We start from the raw sequence: 21,904 nt of genomic DNA, 5'->3' as shown, positions 1-21,904 counted from the left end.
CGATCTCAGTATGGCAGCGATCTGCGCGGCGTGGACAAAAGCAGTTCTAACGGTTGATGACGTTGGAGGCGCCATGCGGGCTTATCCTCCACCTGCGGGCCTTCAGTCGGCGTTTGCGACCGGGAGGTCGTCGTCGAACGCCGCCAATATGCTATAGGCCGCCTTTACTCGCTCGCTGTTCGGATAATTCTTGTTTGCGAAGAGGGCGATACCGATGCCCTTGGATGGGACGAAGGCAACATAGGCGCCGAAGCCGTTGGTCGACCCGGTCTTGTTGAAAAGCACATCCTTTACCGGCGGCCGTGGCGGCGACAGCTTCTCGATCTCGTTGGCTTTCAGGGCCATGTCGGCCGAGTTACCCGCCAAAAGGCGGTCGAGGGTTGTTGGATAGGCGTACATTTCCCAGCCGAGGCCCTGCGTCATGTCGCCAACCTTGTAGTAGCCCGTATGGGTCGTGGCGATCGCCGATTGCACGGTCTTGTCGAGATCGGAACCATCGATATTGGCTTCGATGAAGCGGAGCATGTCGCTTGCCGACATCTTCACGCCGTAGGCCTCCGAATCCAGGACGCCAGGCGAAACGCGAGCGGCCTTGCCGGTTCTTGAATATCCATAGGCATAGTTCGCGTCGTCGGCTTTCGGAACTGCAATGAAGGTGTGGCTGAGGCCAAGTGCCGGAAACAGCTTCTGCTGCATCAGATCATCGAAGGGCCAACCCATGGCCTTTGCTGCGGCATAGCCGAACAAGCCGATGCTCGGATTGGAATAGACGCGATGGGTTCCCGGAGCATAGGCCGGCTTCCAGTTCTTGTAATAGCCGACCATCGCCTTGTGGTCGGTCACGTCGTCGGGAAACTGCAGCGGCAGGCCACCCGCCGTATAGGTTCCAAGGTCGAGCAAGGTGGCTCCGGCAAGGTGGCTGCCGGCCAATTCCGGAAAATATTTGCTCGGGCTGTCGGTGAGCGAAAGGTCGCTGCTGGCCTGAGCGTAGCCTGCCAGGGTTGCTGTGAACGTCTTGCTGACCGAGCCGATTTCAAACAGCGTCGCGTCGGTGACCTTCCGTCCGCTCGCCTTGGACGCGACGCCGTAATTGTAGACGTATCGCTTTCCCCCGACCGTGATGGCGATCGACATGCCAGGAATATCATTCTTCGCCATCAGAGGGACGGCTACGGCATCGACGACGCGGGCAAGCTCATTCTGGCGTTCGGCCGCATGCGCACCGGCGCCGAGAAAGACTGAAGCGGCGGTGAGTATACCAAGTGTGAATTGCGGAATATTTCTCATAACAGATACCGTGCCTCGGGGTTGGTGGAATCGTCGCGGTCTCTTCGCCGCGGCTGGGGCATTCAATGCAAAAAGCCTTGAGATATGAGGTAGTCCGGCACTTTCGGCGCCGGAGCGGGTTGGGTCAGGCGGGATTTGTATAAGAGGCCTGTACGGCCGTCTCAAACGACGATATCTAGCGTGAGGCATTAGAAAAATTTGGATATCCGATGGTTCGTCCGCGTTTGCCGCTGAATGCGCTGCGTGCCTTTGAAGCGTCCGCTCGACACCTCAGCTTCACCAAGGCTGCGATCGAGCTGTGCGTGACGCAGGCCGCCGTCAGCCATCAGGTCAAGAGTCTGGAAACGAGGCTGAACGTCACGCTGTTCGAGCGGCTGCCGCGCGGGCTGATGCTGACCAGTGAGGGTGAGACGCTGTTGCCGGCGCTCCGCGACGCCTTCGACCGGATTGCCGGAACGCTCGAGCAGTTCGAGGGCGGACACTATCGCGAAGTGCTTCGGGTCGGTGCTGTCGGCACCTTTGCCGTTGGCTGGCTGCTTCCGAGGCTGCGAGCGTTTCAGGCTCAGCATCCCTTTATTGATCTGCGCCTCTCGACCAACAACAACCGTGTCGATATTGCCGCCGAGGGCCTGGATTATGCCGTCCGCTTCGGTTCGGGCGCTTGGCATGGGATCGAGGCGTTGCGTCTGCTGGAGGCGCCGCTATCGGCGCTCTGCGTTCCCGAGATCGCGACGCAGCTTAGCTCGCCGGCCGACCTTTTGAAGCAGACCTTGCTGCGGTCGTATCGCGCCGATGAGTGGTCGCAATGGTTTGCTGCTGCCGGGATGGAGGCGAACCTGCCGCCGCTGAAAAACATCGTCTTCGATTCATCGCTTGCGATGATGGAGGCCGCGCTGCAGGGCGCCGGCGTTGCCCTGGCACCACCACTGATGTTTTCTCGGCATCTGCTTGCCGAGGCCATCCGCCAGCCCTTCGACATCACGGTCACGATGGGCAGCTATTGGCTGACCCGTCTGCAGTCTCGCCCGGAGACGCCGGCGATGTCGGCCTTCCGCCTTTGGCTCTGCGAGGCATCGGGGCGTCCGCGGTCTGAGGCCTGCTATGCCGTCCTGTGGACCTAGCGGTGGCAACGGCGTAGGATGCGGCCGATGTGAGGGGCTCTCCGAAGGACGCACGCACGTGGCTATCTTCATGGACCGGCATGAACTTGCGGGGACATCCGCTGAAGACATCGCCGAAGCGCACCGCAGGGATCTGGCGGTTGAGGATCGGTATGGGGTGAAGTTCCTCACCTACTGGTACGATCAGCGGCGCGGGACGGCGTTCTGTCTGATCGATGCACCGGATGCCGAAACCGCGCAATGCGTTCATCGCGAGGCACATGGTTTTATCGCGGGCGAAGTGGTCGAGGTGGCGCTGTCGGCGGTCGAGGCGTTCCTCGGGCGCATTCACGAACCCGAACAGAAAGCGGGCCAGACCGGCGTCGAAAGGGATGCAGGGCATAGGGCGATCCTGTTTACCGACATCGTCGGTTCGACGGAGATGACTTCGCGGCTCGGTGACCGCATGGCTGCCGAGCTGGTACGGGCGCATGACGCAATCGTACGCCGCTGTCTGGCGCAATGCGAAGGCAGAGAGGTCAAGCACACCGGTGACGGCATCATGGCCTCCTTCGTCTCCACGCACGCCGCCGTCGGCTGTGCGATGAGCATCCAGCGCGAATTCAGGACCTACAACGGCGGCACGCCGGAACCCATCCATGTCAGGATCGGGCTTGATTGTGGCGAGCCGATCGAGGACAGCCACGATCTCTTCGGCTCGACCGTGCAACTGGCTGCACGGCTCTGTGCGGCAGCCGGCGGTGATCAGATCCTCGTATCGGAGAGCATCTTTAGAGAGCACGGTGCGGCCGATCTTTTCGCCAATGCGACGCGCAAGCGCCTCAAGGGGTTTTCGAAGCCGGTACTGGCGTTCGAGTGCGATTGGGCCGATGCGGAAAGGGCTCGACCGACGTAAGCCCCGATCCTACCATTCCAGATGATAGCAAGGCTGGCCGCCGTCCTCAAAACGGCGCCGGCCTTGTGCGTCGGCATCGCGCTACTCCATCACGATCTGCAGCTTCACGTCGCTCGGACGTGCCTCGACGGCGCGATCAAAGGCCGTGATGGAGTCCTCGAAGGTGAACGTCTCTGAAATCAGCGGCTTCAGATCGACACGGCCAGAGCCGAGCAGCGCAATCGAGCGCTCGTACTGATGGGCGTAGCGGAACACGGTCTCGATGCGGATTTCCTTTGTCGAGGCCGTGGAAACGTCGAAGCCGATCGGATTGACCGGCAGGCCGACGGCAACGATGACGCCGCCCGGTCTAGGCAGTTCCATAATGGTTTCCCAGGCCTTGGGCGAACCCGAGCATTCGAAGATCACATCGGCACCCCAGCCATCGGTCAGCAGCGTCACCTCCTCGGCGAGGTTCTTCTCGCGGATGTTGATCGGGATGACGCCCTGGTATTGGGCGGCAATGTCAAGTTTCGGTTGGGCAAGGTCGGCGACGATCGCGCGGGCACAGCCGCCGGCAAGAGCAGCGACGGCCACCATCGTGCCGATCGGGCCGGCACCAAGCACGATGGCCGTGTCGCCGGGGACGATCTTCGCCTTCGTCGCGGCTTGCATGCCGACCGCGAACGGTTCGACCATGGCGCCTTCGGCAAAGCTGACATTGTCGGGAAGCTTGTAGGTATAGTTGGCAGGATGGACGACCTCGGGCGTCAGGACACCATGGATCGGCGGCGTCGCCCAGAAGATCACGGCCGGATCGACGTTGTACATGCCGAGCCGGCTCGCCTTGGAATTGGGATCGGGAATGCCTGGCTCCATGCAGACGCGGTCGCCGACCTTCAGATGCGTGACGCCGGCACCGACCTCGACGACCGTGCCGGCGGCTTCATGGCCGAGCACCATCGGCTCGTTGACCACGAAGGGGCCGATCTTGCCGTGGGTGTAATAATGGACATCGGAACCGCACACGCCGACCGTGTGGATCTTGATCTTCACCTGTCCCGGACCGGTGTCCATCGGCAGATCGATGTCGCGAAGCGCGAGTTCATGCTGGCGCTCGAGCACCAGCGCGCGGACTTTGGCCATTGTCTTTTCCTTCCCGATTGCCTCCCCGCGCCGTCTCTCAGCCGGCGCGGCTTTGGAAGGACTATAAGACCCGACGCCGCAGCAATTCAATCGTATTGCAAAGGCTTTTGCTCATGAAATGGTGAATTGCTCATCTCAGAAGGGGATATCCCGCGAGGAATCAGCCGAACTTGATGAGGTTCAAAGCGGGCAACGGCCCGCCCGGAAACTGCACCAGGCTGCCGCCGAGGGCGAGCGGGCCAAGATCGATGCCGAAGAAGCCTAGTTTTTCGATCAGGGAGCCGACCACCTTGGCGCTTGCGTCGTCGCCGGAATAGAACAGGACGCGTTTGCCGCCTTCGGCTGCAGGGCTGCCAGAGAGAAGATGTAGCTGCAGCTGATAGCAGCGCCGATGGAGCGCGAGCCGCCGGTGACGAGCGCGGTTTTGCCGCTAAGGTTTTCGATTCTGGTCATTTCGGTCACTCCAGGGCTTCGTTGTTCGACGGCGTGAATATCGGTCGCCGATTCATTCTCAATAAGCGGGTGATCATCTGAATCATCTTCAAGCATTCATTGAAAATTTGGATGATCTTTATGTGGTGTTTATATTTGTGGTCGCCTACCACGCTCGAACCTTTATCTCGTCCGGGCATATGAACGCGGGAGCAATGCGGCTCGGGAAATCAGTTTGCGACAATGGCAACGATGCTCGGGTGCGAGCTCGGCGCTCGCCGGCCGTCCTTGCACAAATGACAAGAGAGACTTCATGGACCTTTCGATGATCATCCGTCCCGAGCACAGCTTCATCGGCGTGTCGGTGGCGACGAAGTGGAGAGGGCTGCAGTCTATCGCGGAGAAGGCCGCCGCCGCCTTCGGCATCGAAGAAAGGAAGATATTGCAAGCCCTGGAAAGCCGGGAGAGCCTTGGCTCGACCGGCATCGGCAATGGCGTAGCCGTTCCGCATGCCGTCGTCGAAGGGATGACGCATCCGCGTGGCTTGCTCGTACGCTTCGCGCGGCCTCTTGATTTCGAGGCCGTTGACGACGTGCCAACCGATATTGCCTTCGCGCTCCTGTTTGGCGAGGCGAACCGCGGCGAGTATCTGAACGTGCTGGCGGCAATCGCGCGTCAGTTGCAGACGCCGGGGGTTCTGGCTGCCATGCGCCAGGCAAGAACCGCCGATGAGCTCTATTCCGATTTCCTGGCCGACTCGCGCGTTTGACGATCAGATGGATGCGGGGGATCGGTCAGGCGTCGCGCTGGGACCGGAGGAAGCCTTCCAAAGGCGGTCCGGCAACGCCCAGCGTGTTCGGCCCTCGCCGGGCTTGGGGTCGTAGGGGTCGTCCAGTTCGTCCAGAGCGATACCGGCGGTGATGACGTCGCCTTCGTACTGATCGCGGATCGAAACATGGTTCGTCTCGTTGCTGGCGACCACATCGGTCTCGCTGTTGGAAATGAAGATCTTGCAAACACGAAGGGTAAGTGCTGGCAGACGGTCTCCGTCGCGTGCCTGTCGTTCGGATTTTGCCGTGGCCGAGGAGAGCACGTCCATTTCCAAAGCGCGCCTCAAATGGGATGCCATTCCAGACTCAGGCTTGGAACAGAAACATTCTTCGTTTCATTATACGACCAACTTGGTAGAGTTTCAGCCACAAACGAAGGAGGTTTTCCATGCAGTCGATAAGGATTACACGGCTTCTCGCGGCTGTGGCGCTGGCAGGCAGCGTCGCAATCGGGGCTGTCGCTCCCGCATTCGCGGACCAGACGCTTCTCAACGCATCTTACGATCCGACGAGAGAGCTGTACAAGGATTTCAACGTCGCCTTCGCTGCGAAGTGGCAGAAGGACACCGGTGAGGCGGTGACGATCAAGGCGTCGCATGGCGGGTCCGGCGCGCAGGCGCGCTCGGTGATCGACGGGCTTGATGCCGACGTGGTAACCCTTGCCCTCGAGGGCGATATCGACGCGATTGCCAAAAAGACCGGCAAGATTCCCGCTGATTGGAAAACGAAATTCCCGAACAATTCGACGCCCTACACGTCCACGATCGTCTTCCTTGTCCGCAAGGGCAATCCTAAGGGCATCAAGGATTGGGGCGATCTGGTGAAGGACGACGTCCAGGTCATCACGCCTAACCCGAAGACCTCAGGCGGTGCCCGCTGGAACTTCCTCGCGGCCTGGGCTTGGGCCAAGCAGGCAAATGGCGGCGATGACGCCAAGGCGCAGGAATACGTGACAAAGCTCCTGCAGCATGTTCCGGTTCTCGATACCGGCGCGCGTGGCGCAACGACTACCTTCGTCCAGCGTGGCCTTGGCGACGTTCTTCTTGCCTGGGAAAACGAAGCCTATCTTTCCCTGGAAGAACTCGGTCCCGATCAGTTCGAGATCGTGACGCCGACTTTCTCGATCCGCGCTGACCCGCCGGTCGCCGTTGTTGACGGCAACGTCGACAAGAAGGGGACCCGCAAGGTCGCGGAGGCCTACCTGAACTATCTCTATTCGGACGAGGGCCAGAAGATTGCAGCCAAGCACTTCTACCGGCCGACCAAGCCCGAAGCGGCCGATAAGGCAGACATTGCGCGCTTCCCGAACCTGAAGCTGGCGACGATCGATGATTTCGGCGGCTGGAAGGAAGCGCAGCCGAAATTCTTCGGCGATGGCGGCGTATTTGACCAAATCTACAAGCCGGCACAATAATACGTCGCATGAAAGCACATAGCCCCACGCGGTGGCGGTTCAGACGGCCGAGCGTCATTCCAGGCTTTGGAATGGCGCTCGGCCTTACCTTGACCTGGCTCACCCTTCTGATCCTGATACCACTTTCGGGCCTTGCCTGGCGGTCAAGCGAGCTCGGCTTGGCAAAGTTCCTGGCCATTGCCTTCGATCCTCGCACCCTGAGCGCCTTGCGCATCAGCTTCGGCGCCGCCTTTGCGGCAGCCTGCATCAATGCTGCCTTCGGCGTCGTGCTGGCCTGGGTGCTGGTGCGCTACCGCTTTCCCGGCAAGCGCGTCATCGATGCCATGGTAGACCTGCCTTTTGCGCTGCCGACCGCCGTGGCCGGTATCGCGCTTGCGACCCTTTACGCACCGAACGGCTGGATCGGGCAGTTCCTGACGCCGCTCGGCATCAAGATCGCCTTCACGCCACTCGGTATCGTCATTGCTCTCGTCTTCGTTGGCTTGCCTTTCGTGGTGCGCACCGTACAGCCTGTCATGGAGGAGATCGACAAGGAGGTCGAGGAGGCCGCCGCTACGCTCGGCGCCACTCGTCTTCAGACCATCTTTCATGTGCTTCTACCCGGATTGGCGCCACCTGTTCTGACCGGCTTCGCGCTCGCTTTTGCCCGTGGGGTCGGCGAATATGGCTCGGTGATCTTCATTGCCGGCAACCTTCCGTTCCGGTCGGAAATCGCACCGTTGCTGATTGTCATCAAGCTTGAAGAATACAATTATGCAGCCGCGACAGCCATCGCCGCCGTGATGCTGGTGATCTCGTTCATCATGTTGTTGGTTATCAACCTTATCCAGAGTTGGAGCAGACGGAGGTATGGCTATGGCGCTTGATACAAGCCTTCAGCCGACAAAGGTGCGTTCCGCCGTTACCGAGCACCGGTTTGCACGTTGGACGCTGATCCTTGCCTCGCTCATCTTCCTGATGCTCATCCTGCTTCTACCCTTGGCGGCAGTCTTCGTCGAAGCGTTCCGTAAGGGTGCCGGGGCGTTCCTCGAGGCATTGCAGGACGAGGAGACCTTTTCGGCCATCCGTCTGACCCTCATCGTCGCGGGCGTCAGCGTGCCTCTCAACCTGATCTTTGGCCTGGCGGCTGCCTGGGCGATTGCCAAGTTCGAGTTCAAGGGTAAGGCCTTCCTGACGACGTTGATCGACTTGCCCTTTTCAGTCTCGCCTGTCATTTCAGGCCTGGTGTTCGTCCTTTTGCTTGGTGCCAACACTCATCTTGGCCACTGGTTGAGCGCCCACGACATCAAGATCCTGTTTGCCGTTCCCGGGCTGATCCTCGCCACCATGTTCGTCACCTTCCCCTTCGTGGCGCGCGAACTGATCCCGCTGATGCAGGAACAGGGAACGGGCGACGAAGAGGCGGCGCTTTCGCTCGGTGCCAGCGGCTGGCAGACGTTCTGGCATGTGACGTTGCCCAACATCAAATGGGGTCTGCTCTACGGCGTGCTGCTCTGCAATGCTCGCGCGATGGGCGAGTTTGGCGCCGTATCGGTGGTCTCCGGCCATATTCGGGGACAGACGAACACTATGCCGCTGCAGGTGGAAATTCTCTATAACGAGTACAATTTCACCGGCGCGTTCGCCGTTGCCACCCTGCTTGCGTTGCTTGCACTCGTGACCCTGGTTTTGAAGACGCTGCTCGAGATGCGATACAGCGAAGAAATAGCCGCCAGCCGGCGGCACTGAAGGAATTAGAATGGAAGTTCGCGTTCAAAACCTGCGCAAGGAATTCGACCGGTTTCCGGCGCTGCACGACGTGTCGCTCGACATCCGCTCCGGCGAACTGATCGCACTGCTGGGGCCGTCCGGCTCCGGCAAGACGACCTTGTTGCGCCTCATCGCCGGTCTCGAGAGCCCGACGGAAGGGCTGATCTACTTTGGCGACGAGGACGCGTCGAAGAAGACCGTGCAGCAGCGCAATATTGGCTTTGTGTTCCAGCACTATGCCCTGTTCCGGCATATGACCGTGCTCGACAATGTCTCCTTCGGCCTGAACGTGCGTGATGGCGCGCGACGGCCACCCAAGGCGGAAATCCGCAGGCGGGCGCTGGAGCTTCTCGACCTTGTCCAACTGTCCGGTCTTGAGAAGCGCTATCCGGCCCAGCTTTCCGGCGGCCAGCGCCAGCGCGTCGCGCTCGCGCGCGCCATGGCGGTCGAACCAAACGTGCTCCTGCTCGACGAGCCCTTCGGTGCGCTCGACGCCCAGGTGCGCAAGGACCTGCGCAAATGGCTGCGCGAGATCCATGATCGCACGGGTCACACGACCGTTTTCGTCACGCATGACCAGGACGAGGCGATGGAGCTCGCCGACCGCGTTGTCGTCATGAGCCAGGGCGCGATCGAGCAGGTCGGAACACCCGATGAGGTATATGACAACCCGAACTCTCCCTTTGTCTTCGGCTTTGTCGGACAGTCCAACTGTCTCGACGTGCAGGTCAATGGTGGAGAAATCTGGTTCGAGGACCGGCCGCTTGGGCTCAAGGTCGAAAACGAAGCGGATGGGGATGCCCAGCTCTACTTCCGGCCACATGACATCGAATTGCGAGATGGTTGCGGTGGCTGCATCGCCGGCTTGCTGACGACCAGCCGGCGCGTCGCCGGCACGCGCCACATCGAGGTCGACATCGGCAAGAGGCATCCACCGATCGAACTGGAACTGTCGCCGTCGCAGGCCGGAAGCCTCGATCGCAGCCGGATCGCCTTCCGACCGAAGCGGTGGAAATTGTTCCGCGCAGCGCGATAAGGATAGGAACGGGGCTCATGCGGTTTGGTGCGCCCCGAATCAGCGTGTGACGGCAGGCTGATTTCGACGACTGCGAACGTCACCTGCGATGGCGACCATCATCGCTTTCAGTGCGTTATGCGATCGCGAATCAGCCGGCTCAGCAGGCAAAAGGCGGCCAAATCAAATTGTGATACTAATTGGGTTTGAAATTTACCCGAAACGCAGGTAGAAAAGCGACCACTTAATCGAGAAGGGCTTACTACTCCAGATAGGGGGCACCTGCCATTGAGGGCGCATCTAGCGTTGGGAAAATCTCTCGCCGGGATTTTGTTTGCGGGCATGGCGGCTGCGAGCTGCACGACCGCCCAGCAACCGGCTCCAAAGGTGGCTAGCCAGGCCGCCAAGCCAAGGAACGCGGCGCAGACGGCGCAGCAGACAAAAGTCACCTTCAATTATACTGCCAAGGATCGCGATTGCCTAAAGCGGGCAATGTACTTTGAATCCGAGCATTCGGATCGCGACGGCTATATGGCGGTCGGAACCGTGGTCATGAACCGGCTGACGTCGGGTGCCTATCCCGATTCGATCTGCGGCGTGGTTGCCCAGGAGAGGCAGTTCGCCCCTGGTGTAATGACGCGCGAAGTCGAGCCTATGGCCGAGATCGAACTGACTGACGCTGCCGACGCAATCTTGCGTGGCGAACGGCATCCGGGTGTCAAGGACGCGATGTTCTTTCACACAGACGGTCTGAAGTTCCCGTACCGGAACATGCATTACGTGGCGATTGCCGGCGGCAATGCGTTTTACGAGAAGCGCGGCCGGGACGGCGAGCTGCAAACGCCAGCGCCCCTGCCCTCATATGAAGTTGCCATGAACTATCTGCCCGGACAGAGCCTGATGCCAGCACAGTTTGCGGCGCTCGTTCCAACCACCGTCCCGGTGCCGATCCCAATGCCGGGGTCAGGGGCCACATTGGGAACAGAACCGGCCGTGCCGACCCCGACGGAAACGGCGGTGCCCATCACCACTGAAGCGGTGATGCCGGTCGCCATTCCGACGCCGAGACCAGCCTTCAATGATGCCGTGCTGCGCGGCAGCCTTGCCCACGGCTGAGGCTCGTTTCCTATATTGCTCTGTTTCCATCCGTGTCGAAGACGTGCAGATGCTGCGCGGGGAACGACACGCTGATCGTTGGACCGGCTGTCAGCGCAGCACGGTCGAGCGTGAAGATCTTGAACGGCAGACCGTGCAGCGACAGATGCAGGATGATGCCGAATCCCGTCGGTTCGACCAATTCGACGTCCGCGTTCAGACCGCCCTGATCGGCAATGACGACATGCTCCGGCCGGATCCCCAACGTGGCCTTGGCGCCGTTTGCGAGTGACAGCGGCGCAGCCAAAGGAACGATCGTTCCATCCTTCAGACGGACACCACCGTCAGCATAGGTCGCGTCGAGGAAATTCATGCCCGGCGAGCCGATGAAGCCGGCGACGAAGAGGTTGGCAGGGCGATCGTAGAGTTCCAGCGGGCTGCCGACCTGCTGCACGACGCCGCCATGCATGGCAACGATCCTGTCCGCCAGCGTCATCGCCTCGATCTGGTCATGGGTGACGTAGATCGAGGTCGCCTTCAGGTCGCCGTGCAGTTTCTTGATCTCCGCGCGCATCTGTTCGCGCAGTCGGGCGTCGAGGTTCGACAGCGGCTCGTCGAAGAGGAAGGCCTTCGGCTGGCGCACGATGGCGCGACCCATGGCGACGCGCTGGCGCTGGCCACCCGAAAGCGCCTTCGGCCGGCGTTCCAGCAGTGGGTCGAGGCCAAGCTTGGAGGCGGCTGCACCGACTGCGCTGGCGATCTTTTCCTTGGCGGTTTTCCGAAGCTTCAGGCTGTAGCTCATGTTGCCGGCGACATTCATGTGCGGATAGAGCGCGTAGGATTGGAACACCATGGCGATGTCGCGGTCCTTCGGATGCAGTTCGTTGACGCGATTGCCGGCGATGCGGATCTCGCCGCCGGTAACCTCCTCCAGACCTGCGATCATGCGCAGCAGGGTGGACTTGCCGCAGCCCGACGGGCCGACGAGTACGACGAACTCGCCGTCCTTGATCCTCAGATCGACGTCGTGCAGCACCTTGACGGGACCGTAGGCCTTCTTGACGTTCTGGATATCGATCGATGCCATTTTGATTAACCCTTGACCGCGCCGGCCGTCAGGCCCTGGACGAGATAACGCTGGATGAGCAGGAAGAAGAGACCGGCCGGGATGAGCGCGAGCACGCCCGCCGCCATCATCTGCCCGAAATCCACGGAGAATTTGGAAACGAAGGTCAGAAGCCCGACCGGGAAAGTTGCCGCGTCGTTGCCGTTGATCAGCATCAGGGCGAAGAGCAGCTCGCTCCATGCAGCGGTGAAGACGAAGCCGAGCGTTGCCGCGATGCCAGGCAGCGTCAGCGGCAGGATGATCTGCCGGAAGGCAGTGAACTGCGTTGCGCCGTCGATCATGGCCGCCTCCTCGAGATCCTTCGGGATACCGTCGAAGAACGACTGCATCAGGAAGGTGGCGAAGGGCACGTTGAAGGCGGTGTAGACAACGACGAGACCGGTGAGGCTGTTTGTCAGATGCAACGGCGTCAGGATCTTGAAGATCGGCGCAACCAGCATGACAAGCGGGAACATCTGGGTCAGCAGCATCAGCGCGACGATCCAGTACTTGGCCCGAAAATTAAAGCGCGACAGGGCGTAGCCGGAAAGCGAGGCGCAGATCGTGACGACGACGGCGGTCGAGGCCGACACGATCAGGCTGTTCTTGAAGAAGGTCGGAAAAGCGCTGTGCTGAATGACGAAGGAATAGTGTTCCCATGTCGTCCTCGATGGCCACATCCTGACCCCCTCTGTGTAGAGCAGGTCGTTCGGCGTCACCGACACCTTGAGCAGCCAGAACAGCGGAAACAGCGCAAACACGATGTAGCAGAGAATGGCCAGGCGATGCGCGAGGGTGGGGAGAATGGACCGCTTCATAACATCAATCCTTGTTCAGCAGGGTCTGCCGCAGCAGGATGATCAGCATCGAATAGGCAAGCAGCAGCACCAAGAGCACCAGCGCGATCGCCGAGGCGTAGCCGAAGTCGAGGCGCCTGAAGGCCTGCGTGAAGATGTAGCTGGCGACGATTTGCGTCCGGTCGGCCGGTCCGCCGCCCGTCATGACGACGATCAGGTCGGCAAAATTGGAGACCCAGACGGTGCGCAGCAGCACGGTGATGGCAATGGTCGGCGCGAGGAAGGGCAAGGTAATCGAGCGAAAACGCTGGAACCAGCCGGCGCCATCGATGGAGGCCGCTTCATAGAGGTCACGCGGGATTGCCTGCAGGGCCGCGAGCAGCGTGATCGCGAAGAAGGGAATGCCCCACCAGACGTTGGCGATGATCGGTCCCCACATGGCATGTTGTGGATCGGAGAGGATATTTCCTGGCTCGCTCATCAGACCGAGCGCAAACAGCCAGTGCGGGATTGGCCCGATCACGGGATTGAACAGCCAGGCCCAGTTCAGACCGGCGAGGAAGGAAGGAACCGCCCAGGGCAGGAAGACGAGAGCCTGCACGGCGCCCCTGCCCCAGAAAGGCTTGTCGAGCAGCAGCGCGAGAGTGAGCCCGAAGACGAATTGCAGGAAGACGGAGGCGCCTGTCCACAAGAGCGTATTCTTCAGCGCACCGTAGAAGGCCGCGTCTTTCGAGAGTGCATGGAAGTGATCAAGCCCGATGAAGCCGCCCGAAAACGGATTCAGCAGCTGGATGTCGCGAAATGCGTAGGAAATCCCGATCGCCAGTGGCACCAGCATCACCGCGATGATCAGGATGAGCGACGGCGCACTATAAAGATAGGGTTCGGAGGCATCGGCGATGCGCTTCAGCCAGGGGCGCCTATCCTGGCGCCTGTCTAGCGTATCGGCAGTGATGGTCATCAGGCAAAGTCCGTTTCGCGGCGCTTTGCGCCGTCGCAAGAAACTGAAGGGGCGGCGGACGAATCCGCCGCCGGTGGTCCGTTACTTCTTGGCGAGGAACTTCTGCTGTGCCTTGGTCAGATAGTCTGCCCACTGGTCAGCCAGTTCCTTCGGCGTGATGTCGCCGAGAAGCGCCTGCTGCGTCGTCTTGATGGCGAGCGAGTCCTTGAAGAAGGCGAATTCCTCGAGATAGGTCGGCATCACCGTCGGAACGACGTTCGGATCAGCCAGTTCCTCGAACCAGCCCTTGAACTGCTCGCCGGCATAGAAGGGATCCTTCTCGGCCGAGGTGTGGACCGGCAGGGCGCCGGTGCGCTTGTTCCACTCGATGTTGCCTTCCGGCCCCTCAAGCGTTTCGATGAGCTTCCAGGAAAGATCCTTGTTCTGGCTCGTCGTGAACATCGACCAGCCAGCGAAGCCGATCGTCGTGAACGCCTTGCCGCCCGGACCAGCCGGCATCTTGGTGACGCCGAAATCATCCGGCTTCATGCGCTGGGCGATGGCGATCAGAGCGTCTGGGTCCTGGTCGAGCATGGCGCAGGTGCCGGAGTAGAAGCCGGCGACGGTTTCATTGAAGCCCCAGTTGACACTGTCCTTCGGCGTCAGCCCCTTCTTGTAGAGATCGACGACCCATTCGAGACCCTTTGCCCAGCCTTCGCTGTTCATAGTCGAGGTGCCGTCCTCGTTAAAGAACTTGTTGGAGCCCGCCATCGTCGCGCCGAACATCACCCAGCCATTGAGACCGCCCGGACCACCGCGCAGGCAGTAGCCGGACTTGCCGGGGAGCTTGGAGACCTTCTCGGAGGCGGCGACGAAATCGTCGAGCGTCTTCGGTGGTTCGGCAACACCAGCTTCCTGGAAGAGCTTCTTGTTGTAGAACAGCGCACGCAGGTAGAAGCCATAGGGCAACATGTAGGCGGTGTTCTTGACGTCGCGGCCGAGTTCGAGCGCGCGCGGCGTCAGGCCCTTGGTGTGCTCCCACTTGGCAAGATAAGGCTCGAGGCTTTCGAGCATGCCGTTGTTGGCATAGAGCGAAAGCCAGGTGTCGGGCATTTCCATGACGTCAGGCGTATCGCCGGCCGAAACCATTGTCGCGAACTTCTGGAAGGCTTCGTTCCAGGGCAGCGAGATGATATCGACCTTGGTGCCGGGGTTTGCAGCCTCGAATTTGCCGACGATCGACTTCAGCGTCTCGGTGCGTTCGGGACTGGTGATGACCTCGACCAGCTTGAGCGTGGTATCGGCGAGTGCCGTACCGGCCATCATCGTGGCGAGTAGAGTGGCGGTGATCAGTCTTTTCATGCTTGCTCCCCCTTTTCAGGTTTTTGAGGTTGTGAACTTAAGAGGCGACCGCCAATGCCGCCTCAATGTCCTTCCACAAGGCCTCGGTTCCTTCGAGGCCAATGTGAAGACGTACGGACCGCGCATGGATCCCGAAGGTATGCGCGGAATTCGGTTGCGCCTTCTGCTGAAGGACGACCTCGCCTGGTACGATCAGGCTTTCATGCCCACCCCAGCTCACTCCCAGTTTGAAGAGCTTGAGGTGATCGGCGAAGGCGCGGATATCGACGCCCTCGCGGAATATGAAGGAGAACAGGCCCGACGTGCCGTTGAGGCCGGCAGGTAGGCGGTTGGCAAGGCCCGGATGGCAGACAGTCTCCACCACGTCGAGCTCCTGCAGGCGTTTGGCGATCGTCATCGCGGCCGCCTCATGCGCCCGCATACGGATCGGCAGGGTGCGCAGGCCGCGGATCAGAAGCCAGGCATCAAACGGCGAGAGCTTGCCACCGAGATAGGGATAGGCCTCCGCCTTGATGCGGGCAATCATCTCCTTCGAGCCGGCGACGATGCCGGCGACGACGTCGCTGTGGCCGCCGAGATATTTCGAGGCCGAATGGATGACGATATCGACGCCGAGTGAGATCGGCTGCTGGAAGTAGGGGCTTGCCCAGCTGTTGTCGATCATGGTGACGATGCCATGCTTCTTGGCGAGTGCCGCGAGCGCGCCGACATCGTGGGCTTCCATCACCCAGCTCGTCGGGCTTTCCATGTAGAAGACCTTGGCGCCGGGCAGCGCTTTCGCCACGGCTTCCTCATCGCGACCATCGACATAGGTCACCTCGACCTTCATGCGCTTCAGGAGCGTACCGAACAGGCGGAAGGCATCGGGATAGACATGCTTGACGGCAACAATCCGGTCGCCCGGCTCGACGAAGGACAGCACCGCCGACGAGATCGCCGCCATACCGCTTGCAAAGCCGAGCGCATCTTCGGCACCTTCGAGCTTTGCCAGCATTTCCTCGAACATGCGAACAGTCGGATTGAGGCCGCGCGTATAGATCGGCCGGACCTTCTCGCCCCGATAGGAGGAGATCATGTCGTCATAGTCGGAAAAGGTGAAAAGCGATGTCTGGAAGATCGGCGGCACGACGGCTTCGGCGAAGTTTCCTTCGTCGTGTGCGGTGATGAGCGAGGCAAGCTCGAACGCGTCTGCGCCCTTATTCATTTGGACATTTCCTTGATATCTTCCTCGACAACTTCGAGGATTTTCAGTGTCTCTTCCCGCGCGGCCTCGGCGTCCCGGGCAGCGATCGCGTTGAAGAGCGTACGGTGAAAGGGGAAGGAGCGGCGGGCAAAATCCTCGCGCTCGAAGGGGTGCTCCCAGAACTGCCAGAAAGTCTCTCGCATCTGCTCGAGAAGCTGGCGGAAAAGCGGATTGTGGGTGGCATCGTAGATTGCCAGATGGAAGGCGAGGTCTTCCGGCCCCGATGTGCCTTTCTGGATGTGGACGCGTTCCATCTCGTTGAGGTTCTGCTCGATCAGGATGAGATCCTTGTCGGTCCGCTTTCGCGCGGCGACCATGCAGGCCTCGCATTCAATCCCGCGGCGTACCTCGAGCGTTTGCAGCAACGCATCGCGCAGATGGCCGGTTTCAAGCGACAGCGGCATGTGGATCGTCGCCTTCGAAACCGGTTTCAGCAGGTAAGTGCCGCTGCCCTTACGGGTTTCGATGACGCCCAGCGCCTGAAAGTGACGGATCGCTTCGCGGATCGTCGAACGGCCCACCATCAGCGCTGACATCAGTTCACGCTCTGCCGGAAGCCGATCGCCGGCCTTCAGCTGTGCGCTCTGAACATAATCGGCCAAGGCGTCTGTCACCTGACGTGCCCGATCGATCGCCGGGAGCGGCCGGATAACCGGCCTGTCGTTGCTTGATGCCTTCATGGTTCCCCAAATTTCTATAGGCAGCCGACCTTAAAATTGGTCTGACATCTTAGCATTTCGCAAAGTTTGGAAAGCGTCAAGTGCGAGTCTTTGCTTTGTGAGGCGAAGCCCGCCGATGAATCCGACCCGGCCGGATCCGTATTGACCGTTGTAATCGAGCGGGACGCCCCAAGGGTGCCCGAATTGCGGGTTGATCGCTTGATCGATATTGATAACCATTCCGGCCATCCCCCTTCGAGAACCGGGCATCGTGGACGCGCCCCGGCGTGGTCCGGCGATCGCCCGTGGAAAGCGTAAGAACATCGCGGAGGTCCAGTTTCCGCATGACCCAAATGGGTCAAGGCGGACCGTTTATTCCGGCATTTTAAGCGCACGGACGAACGGCAGCAGCGCGCCGCCAAGGGATTCCCGTTGTCGGCTGGCCTACGCTTTGTCGCGATACGACTCGTAGATTGCGATTGAAACTATCTGCAACCGATGTTGCGTGGTAGTATTGGGCCGTTTCCTCCGGGGCGTATAGGGAACGGCCAGGACAGGTTCTCGTGGTGGGGCGCTGGGTGCCGTTCCCGAAAGATTAAGACACCCGGATAAACCGAGGAAATCAAGATCGAAGCGGGTTCATAAGACGACCTCTTTGGGTTGTCCCGAGGTCAGGCAACGAGTTGTGCTGGACCTTCGCCACTGAGGAAACTGAAGCCGGGAGCTTCACCCATCACGCGAGGTGGACATTGTGCGAATGTCCGTGCTCAGGCTGCGGCCGGAGGCGCGTCGCAGCCCGTTCCGGATTTGATCTGGAGGAAAAGACATGCCTGATCTTCAGCGCAGGGAATTCATCGTTCAAGGAAGTGCGGCTCTTGCCGGATTCGCGGGCCTCTATGCGTCTATGGCCCATGCTTTTCCGACGCAACCCGGCGAGGAAGTCGTTGCATGGCTTGATCAGCCTGCGGAAAATCGCAATCCGGTAGGGATTCAGACCCAGCTTGTCTGGGAGGATTTGGACTCCTGGATCACTCCCAACGACAAGTTCTTCAGTATCTCTCATTTCAATCGACCAACGATCGACGAGAGGACGTGGTCGCTCGATATCGGGGGCCGGGTCACGAAGCCATTGGAGCATTTGTCGCTTGCATACATCAAGGAACAGCCTCGCAAGGAGGTCGTTTTCACGGTCGAATGCTCGGGCAACCACGGCTTCCCCTTTTTCACGGGCGGCATCGGCAATGCCCGCTGGGCGGGCACGCCGCTCGCTCCCCTTCTGCAGCGAGCCGGCGTCCTCGATGACGGCGTCGAGGTTGTCTTCTTCGGCGCCGACAAAGGGGAGGTCATAAACCGCGACATCAAGATGCAGCAGAACTTCGCTCGGAGCATGTCGCTCGTCGACGCGATGAACCCCGACAATCTGCTCTGCTACGAGATGAACGGCGCGCCACTGCCACCGGCCAATGGTTTCCCGCTGCGGCTGATTGCGCCGGGCTGGTACGGGATCGCCAACGTCAAATGGCTGAAGACCATCGAGGTGCGCGACTCGCGCTTCATGAACCTGCTGATGGCCCGCGACTATGTCACGATCCGGGAGGAGGAGCGCAACGGCGAGACCGTGTGGACAGAGACCTCGGTTGGCCGATCCCGGATAAAGTCCGCTCCCGCAAAGGTCACCCGGAAGGGCTCGGATTACCGGATCATCGGGGCGGCCTGGGGGGTGCCGATCAAACAGGTCGACGTGAAGATTGACAGAGGGCCATGGACGTCTGCGATCATTGATCACAGCGAGGAGGCCGACCATGCTTGGAAGATCTGGTCCCTGGATTGGAGAGATCCCTCCCCCGGAGAGCACACGGTGACCTCGCGGGCGATCGGCACGAAGGGGCAGGTTCAACCGGCGATGAACGATCCCTTGATCGCCAAAAAGCACACATACTGGGAAAGCAACGGCCAGGTGACGCGCCGCGTTCGCATCGTTTGAGAAACCTTGGTGAGCGCAGTGAAGCATCGGACGTTCCCAAAGCGAAACCAGCCTAATTAACTGATCTTGCTGGTAGAATTAGCCTTAAGAGACCGCGTCACGTGGGTGCCATTTACCTTGGTCGGGATCGTCGTTTATTTCTCGCGGATCGCCCGCGAGAAGCGGTGCCGGATCGGCTGCCAGAGGTACTGCGCAAACGTCCTGCTCGAGGTCGTGATGAGCCGGACGCCGTCCTCGAGCATGTCGACTTCTCCCGGCTCTAGCTTCAGCTCCACCGGATAGTAGGTGACGTGCGTCGTCGGATCCTGTGCGAGGTCTGCCCCGACCATCGTGACTTCTGCATGCAGGTCGGGCGTCGTCGAACGGTTCAGCCCGACGACGCGAACGAGGGCCTTGTCCGTCGGATGGATCGAATCGATGTCCTGAGGGCTGATGCGCACCTCCACCTTCAGCGGAACGTGCTCCGGGCCGATCTTCATCAGGACTTCGCCGGCCCCACGACGCAGCCGACGGTACCCGACATCGATTGCCCTTTTCTATGCTGCAGCGACACCATCACCATGGTGGCCACAATGTGGAGACGTTGATGCGGTGGCGTCATGGCCCGATGTGCCCCTTCCCCCTGCGGGCAGCCCATTGCGGTCATCGAGAATAGCGGGGTTCATCGTAAAAGCTCCTGAGGCAGGTGCCTCAAGATGTAATCGGCACGTTGACCGACAGCCAATTTTGGTAACACTCGAACTTTGTAGCCGAGTGCTGGATATATGTTCATGAGGCGCTCATATTCGGCAATTGCACTCTCTAAACCGTGACGTCGCTCTGGGTCGGCGTGGTATATTTCATGCCAAGGAGGAGCCATAAACACCTCCTCGTGATAGCGGTTCGCGGCGATCAGATCGCTCGAAATTGCCTCTCCTGTCGCGTGGTGCAAGGCTGCGACAGCATCGACGAGTCCGCGATCAAAGAAGGTCAAGCGAGAGCGCTTTTGAGCATCGACCAAGTCTTGAAGAGCCATTCTGATTGCACTGTGAGCGAAAGCAGCCATGTTGACCCATGGCAAAGCTTCGCCAGCACTTTCAAGTTGCTGCTTGACGATGCGACGCCCAGGATCCTCCGCAACGGCAAAACCCCGTTTAGCAAGTTCTGCAAGGAGGGTTGATTTGCCGTCGCCTGAACAGCCAGAAAGAATTACAAATTTGCTCATTGAGTCTTGAGCCCGAGGCTCTAAGCCTTGCCCAGATGCTTCGGCCAGAATTCCTGATGTACTTCGGCGGCTTCGTCTTCGAGGTTCGGGCCAACCACAGTGACGATGCGCGCACCGGTTTGTAACACCGCCCGGCTCGGCACGTTCAACCCGATCCCAGCGATCTCGCCAAGCCGCGCCTCGGAGCACGCAAACACCATACGCCCGATGCCCGACCAGTAAATCGCCCCGGAGCACATCGCGCACGGCTCCGTGCTGGTGTAGAGCGTGCAGTCAGCGAGAAAAGCAGTGTCGTAGTGCTGCGCCGCCAGTTTAACCAGGTTCATCTCGGCGTGGTTCGTCATATCGTGGCCAGTGAAGACGCTGTTTTCTGCGCGCAGGATTACTTCGCCGTCCTTCACCAGCACCGAGCCAAACGGTTCGTCGCCGTGTTCCATCGCGGATTTCGAGAGCGCAATCGCCTCGCGTAAAAACGGCTCGTGGTTTTCCATCAGAGTCTCCCCAAAAACTAGAGCGGGAAGATTTTGTTTTGAATCGAACGGATTTCCAAGGGGCTGCAAATCAGATTGAAGATGCTGGCTGGGGTAGGAGGCCGGCGGAAAGTCGACATAGCCACCCTCCTCGTCGGGTGCATTCCACGTAACACATTGCTGGAAGGTTGTTAATCCTGGTGAGCCGCTTCTGGTAGTTTCAAGCCATTTGCCTTCCGCAGCCGAAAGGCGGAGAGGCCGCAGCTCAAGCAAAATCTTCCGACGTCAGCGTCACAACCCGCCGGGTCGAGCCTGATAGTCTTGCACCCATACCTCCTTTCAAGCCTGTCGCATACGATGATACTTGACACTGCAGTTCCAGATGACAGGTTATCAGGAGGCCGGGGGACCTCTGAATGTTTGATATCGGAACCGATTATCGTTTTGTAATGATCGAGGGAACATCCGAGGGCTGGGGCGAGCTGACCTTCACCGAGAAAGTGATCGACATCGACGGACCTCTCCTGAAGCTCGAGTCGGGACGGATCATCAATTCGCATTCGTCCCTATTCGTCACCGCCACTGCCGTGACCATGCTTGCCTCAGCATCGTCCATGCAGGAACATCGGACGTAGTAGACTGAGCAGGAATATCCCTCTGGGAGAATTGGTGAGGTCATCGCTCGAAGGAACGGTGGGTAAAGTGCTGGGCCGTCGCGACGCCTTGCTTGTCTGCCTATGGCCCATGAGGAGTCGTAATTGGAGATAAAGGTCGACCCGTTCCCGTCCATTCTCGATCTAAGTCCCCTCTGGGTAGCAGCCTGGGGAAATGAACTGCCGCGTCGCTTCGCAGACGTGCTATCTCGCAGCCTTGGCCATGTGGGAGCTTATGAAGGGCGAAGAATTGTTGGGTTCGTTAATGTGGCGTGGGACGGAGGCGTTCACGCCTTTATCCTGGACACCTGCGTTCATCCGGATTTCCATCGACAAGGGATAGCCACCCGGCTCATACGGGAGGCCGAGAGCCTGGCGCGGCAGCGCGGCGCTCACTGGCTGCACGTCGATTTCGAACCACACCTTGAGGAATTCTATCGAGGCTGCGGCTTCAGGCCGACAACGGCGGGCCTGATCAAGCTTAAATAGAGCTAAGATTATCGGTCAGGTTTAAACTGCAAAGG

The 21,904-nt window shown here is 60.0% G+C and carries 23 protein-coding genes and 1 pseudogene; 11 read left to right on the top strand and 13 right to left on the bottom strand.

What is annotated here, in order from left to right:
• Positions 1-102: 102 nt before the first annotated feature.
• Complete coding sequence (gene ampC, locus K9B32_RS26130) at positions 103-1,287, bottom strand: class C beta-lactamase (protein ID WP_224567754.1); 1,185 nt, start codon at positions 1,285-1,287, stop codon at positions 103-105.
• A 209-nt stretch (positions 1,288-1,496) separates the two neighbouring features.
• Here ampC and K9B32_RS26125 point away from each other — a divergent pair, with 209 nt between their 5' ends.
• Positions 1,497-2,408, top strand: a complete 912-nt coding sequence (locus K9B32_RS26125) for a LysR family transcriptional regulator (RefSeq protein ID WP_224567752.1) — start codon at positions 1,497-1,499, stop codon at positions 2,406-2,408.
• 58 nt (positions 2,409-2,466) lie between these two features.
• A complete protein-coding gene (locus K9B32_RS26120; protein ID WP_224567750.1) occupies positions 2,467-3,303 on the top strand; it encodes a nickel-binding protein in 837 nt (278 codons plus the stop codon).
• 81 nt (positions 3,304-3,384) lie between these two features.
• On the opposite strand, the gene K9B32_RS26115 is transcribed toward K9B32_RS26120, so the two are convergent.
• Both K9B32_RS26115 and K9B32_RS26110 read right to left on the bottom strand, forming a co-directional pair.
• Positions 3,385-4,428 carry an NAD(P)-dependent alcohol dehydrogenase gene (locus K9B32_RS26115; protein WP_224567748.1) on the bottom strand — a complete coding sequence of 348 codons (1,044 nt, stop codon included), beginning with the start codon at positions 4,426-4,428 and terminating at the stop codon, positions 3,385-3,387.
• Between the two features lie 160 nt (positions 4,429-4,588).
• Positions 4,589-4,804: pseudogene (locus K9B32_RS26110) on the bottom strand (NADP oxidoreductase); the annotation flags it as partial.
• A 369-nt stretch (positions 4,805-5,173) separates the two neighbouring features.
• Between K9B32_RS26110 and K9B32_RS26105 the strand changes: the two are divergent.
• Complete coding sequence (locus K9B32_RS26105; protein WP_224567746.1) at positions 5,174-5,629, top strand: PTS sugar transporter subunit IIA; 456 nt, start codon at positions 5,174-5,176, stop codon at positions 5,627-5,629.
• Positions 5,630-5,632: 3 nt separating this feature from the next.
• Here K9B32_RS26105 and K9B32_RS26100 read toward each other — a convergent pair whose 3' ends face one another.
• Positions 5,633-5,989, bottom strand: a complete 357-nt coding sequence (locus tag K9B32_RS26100; protein ID WP_224567744.1) for a hypothetical protein — start codon at positions 5,987-5,989, stop codon at positions 5,633-5,635.
• Positions 5,990-6,078: 89 nt separating this feature from the next.
• On the opposite strand from K9B32_RS26100, the gene K9B32_RS26095 reads away from it, so the two are divergent.
• The 5 genes from K9B32_RS26095 to K9B32_RS26075 all read left to right on the top strand — a co-directional run bounded on the left by K9B32_RS26095 (position 6,079) and on the right by K9B32_RS26075 (position 10,984).
• Positions 6,079-7,104, top strand: coding sequence for a sulfate ABC transporter substrate-binding protein (locus K9B32_RS26095; protein WP_224567734.1), 1,026 nt, complete (start codon positions 6,079-6,081; stop codon positions 7,102-7,104).
• Positions 7,105-7,112: 8 nt separating this feature from the next.
• Positions 7,113-7,970, top strand: a complete 858-nt coding sequence (cysT, locus tag K9B32_RS26090) for a sulfate ABC transporter permease subunit CysT (protein ID WP_224567732.1) — start codon at positions 7,113-7,115, stop codon at positions 7,968-7,970.
• On the top strand, positions 7,960-8,832 hold the full coding sequence (cysW, locus tag K9B32_RS26085; protein WP_224567730.1) for a sulfate ABC transporter permease subunit CysW: 873 nt from the start codon (positions 7,960-7,962) through the stop codon (positions 8,830-8,832). The genes cysT and cysW overlap by 11 nt, the downstream gene beginning before the upstream one ends.
• Before the next feature lie 10 nt (positions 8,833-8,842).
• Positions 8,843-9,889, top strand: coding sequence for a sulfate/molybdate ABC transporter ATP-binding protein (locus K9B32_RS26080; RefSeq protein ID WP_224567718.1), 1,047 nt, complete (start codon positions 8,843-8,845; stop codon positions 9,887-9,889).
• A gap of 267 nt (positions 9,890-10,156) precedes the next feature.
• Positions 10,157-10,984, top strand: a complete 828-nt coding sequence (locus K9B32_RS26075) for a cell wall hydrolase (RefSeq protein ID WP_224567716.1) — start codon at positions 10,157-10,159, stop codon at positions 10,982-10,984.
• Between the two features lie 10 nt (positions 10,985-10,994).
• Here K9B32_RS26075 and K9B32_RS26070 read toward each other — a convergent pair whose 3' ends face one another.
• The 6 genes from K9B32_RS26070 to K9B32_RS26045 form a co-directional block, all read right to left on the bottom strand.
• On the bottom strand, positions 10,995-12,050 hold the full coding sequence (locus K9B32_RS26070; RefSeq protein WP_224567714.1) for an ABC transporter ATP-binding protein: 1,056 nt from the start codon (positions 12,048-12,050) through the stop codon (positions 10,995-10,997).
• A 5-nt stretch (positions 12,051-12,055) separates the two neighbouring features.
• A complete protein-coding gene (locus tag K9B32_RS26065) occupies positions 12,056-12,886 on the bottom strand; it encodes a carbohydrate ABC transporter permease (protein ID WP_007795427.1) in 831 nt (276 codons plus the stop codon).
• A gap of 4 nt (positions 12,887-12,890) precedes the next feature.
• Entirely contained in the window at positions 12,891-13,826 is a 936-nt protein-coding gene (locus K9B32_RS26060) for a carbohydrate ABC transporter permease (protein ID WP_224567712.1), read from the bottom strand.
• A gap of 81 nt (positions 13,827-13,907) precedes the next feature.
• Positions 13,908-15,167, bottom strand: a complete 1,260-nt coding sequence (locus K9B32_RS26055) for an ABC transporter substrate-binding protein (RefSeq protein WP_224567710.1) — start codon at positions 15,165-15,167, stop codon at positions 13,908-13,910.
• A 37-nt stretch (positions 15,168-15,204) separates the two neighbouring features.
• Complete coding sequence (locus K9B32_RS26050; protein WP_224567708.1) at positions 15,205-16,371, bottom strand: PLP-dependent transferase; 1,167 nt, start codon at positions 16,369-16,371, stop codon at positions 15,205-15,207.
• Positions 16,368-17,090, bottom strand: coding sequence for a FadR/GntR family transcriptional regulator (locus K9B32_RS26045; protein ID WP_224567705.1), 723 nt, complete (start codon positions 17,088-17,090; stop codon positions 16,368-16,370). The genes K9B32_RS26050 and K9B32_RS26045 overlap by 4 nt, the downstream gene beginning before the upstream one ends.
• An 805-nt stretch (positions 17,091-17,895) precedes the next feature.
• Here K9B32_RS26045 and K9B32_RS26040 point away from each other — a divergent pair.
• Positions 17,896-19,053 carry a molybdopterin-dependent oxidoreductase gene (locus K9B32_RS26040; RefSeq protein WP_224567703.1) on the top strand — a complete coding sequence of 386 codons (1,158 nt, stop codon included), beginning with the start codon at positions 17,896-17,898 and terminating at the stop codon, positions 19,051-19,053.
• Between the two features lie 134 nt (positions 19,054-19,187).
• Here the strand turns inward: K9B32_RS26040 and K9B32_RS26035 are convergent, their stop codons facing one another.
• From K9B32_RS26035 to K9B32_RS26025, 3 genes are all read right to left on the bottom strand, one after another.
• Complete coding sequence (locus K9B32_RS26035) at positions 19,188-19,535, bottom strand: HlyD family efflux transporter periplasmic adaptor subunit (RefSeq protein WP_263491143.1); 348 nt, start codon at positions 19,533-19,535, stop codon at positions 19,188-19,190.
• 179 nt (positions 19,536-19,714) lie between these two features.
• A complete protein-coding gene (locus K9B32_RS26030) occupies positions 19,715-20,257 on the bottom strand; it encodes an AAA family ATPase (protein ID WP_224567699.1) in 543 nt (180 codons plus the stop codon).
• Between the two features lie 20 nt (positions 20,258-20,277).
• Positions 20,278-20,748 (bottom strand): nucleoside deaminase, encoded by a 471-nt coding sequence (locus K9B32_RS26025; RefSeq protein WP_224567697.1) that lies wholly within the window; start codon positions 20,746-20,748, stop codon positions 20,278-20,280.
• 395 nt (positions 20,749-21,143) lie between these two features.
• Between K9B32_RS26025 and K9B32_RS26020 the strand changes: the two genes are divergently transcribed.
• Positions 21,144-21,362, top strand: coding sequence for a hypothetical protein (locus tag K9B32_RS26020; protein WP_224567695.1), 219 nt, complete (start codon positions 21,144-21,146; stop codon positions 21,360-21,362).
• 123 nt (positions 21,363-21,485) lie between these two features.
• Positions 21,486-21,869 (top strand): GNAT family N-acetyltransferase, encoded by a 384-nt coding sequence (locus K9B32_RS26015; protein WP_224567693.1) that lies wholly within the window; start codon positions 21,486-21,488, stop codon positions 21,867-21,869.
• Positions 21,870-21,904 lie beyond the last annotated feature (35 nt).

Source organism: Rhizobium sp. 3T7 (genome assembly GCF_020166565.1).
In the GTDB taxonomy this organism is placed as follows: Bacteria; Pseudomonadota; Alphaproteobacteria; order Rhizobiales; family Rhizobiaceae; genus Rhizobium.
The sequence above is the reverse complement of the archived record's forward strand: the minus strand, read 5'-3'. Positions and strand labels throughout refer to the sequence as shown.

Excerpts from the sequence above, each read along its gene's own strand:
- K9B32_RS26030 (WP_224567699.1), bottom strand. The coding sequence starts at position 20,257 with ATGAGCAAATTTGTAATTCTTTCTGGCTGTTCAGGCGACGGCAAATCA.
- K9B32_RS26125 (WP_224567752.1), top strand. The coding sequence starts at position 1,497 with ATGGTTCGTCCGCGTTTGCCGCTGAATGCGCTGCGTGCCTTTGAAGCG.
- K9B32_RS26040 (WP_224567703.1), top strand. The coding sequence starts at position 17,896 with ATGCCTGATCTTCAGCGCAGGGAATTCATCGTTCAAGGAAGTGCGGCT.
- K9B32_RS26025 (WP_224567697.1), bottom strand. The coding sequence starts at position 20,748 with ATGGAAAACCACGAGCCGTTTTTACGCGAGGCGATTGCGCTCTCGAAA.
- ampC (WP_224567754.1), bottom strand. The coding sequence starts at position 1,287 with ATGAGAAATATTCCGCAATTCACACTTGGTATACTCACCGCCGCTTCA.
- K9B32_RS26020 (WP_224567695.1), top strand. The coding sequence starts at position 21,144 with ATGTTTGATATCGGAACCGATTATCGTTTTGTAATGATCGAGGGAACA.
- cysW (WP_224567730.1), top strand. The coding sequence starts at position 7,960 with ATGGCGCTTGATACAAGCCTTCAGCCGACAAAGGTGCGTTCCGCCGTT.
- K9B32_RS26065 (WP_007795427.1), bottom strand. The coding sequence starts at position 12,886 with ATGAAGCGGTCCATTCTCCCCACCCTCGCGCATCGCCTGGCCATTCTC.
- K9B32_RS26060 (WP_224567712.1), bottom strand. The coding sequence starts at position 13,826 with ATGACCATCACTGCCGATACGCTAGACAGGCGCCAGGATAGGCGCCCC.
- K9B32_RS26115 (WP_224567748.1), bottom strand. The coding sequence starts at position 4,428 with ATGGCCAAAGTCCGCGCGCTGGTGCTCGAGCGCCAGCATGAACTCGCG.
- K9B32_RS26100 (WP_224567744.1), bottom strand. The coding sequence starts at position 5,989 with ATGGCATCCCATTTGAGGCGCGCTTTGGAAATGGACGTGCTCTCCTCG.
- K9B32_RS26045 (WP_224567705.1), bottom strand. The coding sequence starts at position 17,090 with ATGAAGGCATCAAGCAACGACAGGCCGGTTATCCGGCCGCTCCCGGCG.
- cysT (WP_224567732.1), top strand. The coding sequence starts at position 7,113 with ATGAAAGCACATAGCCCCACGCGGTGGCGGTTCAGACGGCCGAGCGTC.
- K9B32_RS26070 (WP_224567714.1), bottom strand. The coding sequence starts at position 12,050 with ATGGCATCGATCGATATCCAGAACGTCAAGAAGGCCTACGGTCCCGTC.
- K9B32_RS26050 (WP_224567708.1), bottom strand. The coding sequence starts at position 16,371 with ATGAATAAGGGCGCAGACGCGTTCGAGCTTGCCTCGCTCATCACCGCA.
- K9B32_RS26105 (WP_224567746.1), top strand. The coding sequence starts at position 5,174 with ATGGACCTTTCGATGATCATCCGTCCCGAGCACAGCTTCATCGGCGTG.
- K9B32_RS26080 (WP_224567718.1), top strand. The coding sequence starts at position 8,843 with ATGGAAGTTCGCGTTCAAAACCTGCGCAAGGAATTCGACCGGTTTCCG.
- K9B32_RS26055 (WP_224567710.1), bottom strand. The coding sequence starts at position 15,167 with ATGAAAAGACTGATCACCGCCACTCTACTCGCCACGATGATGGCCGGT.
- K9B32_RS26095 (WP_224567734.1), top strand. The coding sequence starts at position 6,079 with ATGCAGTCGATAAGGATTACACGGCTTCTCGCGGCTGTGGCGCTGGCA.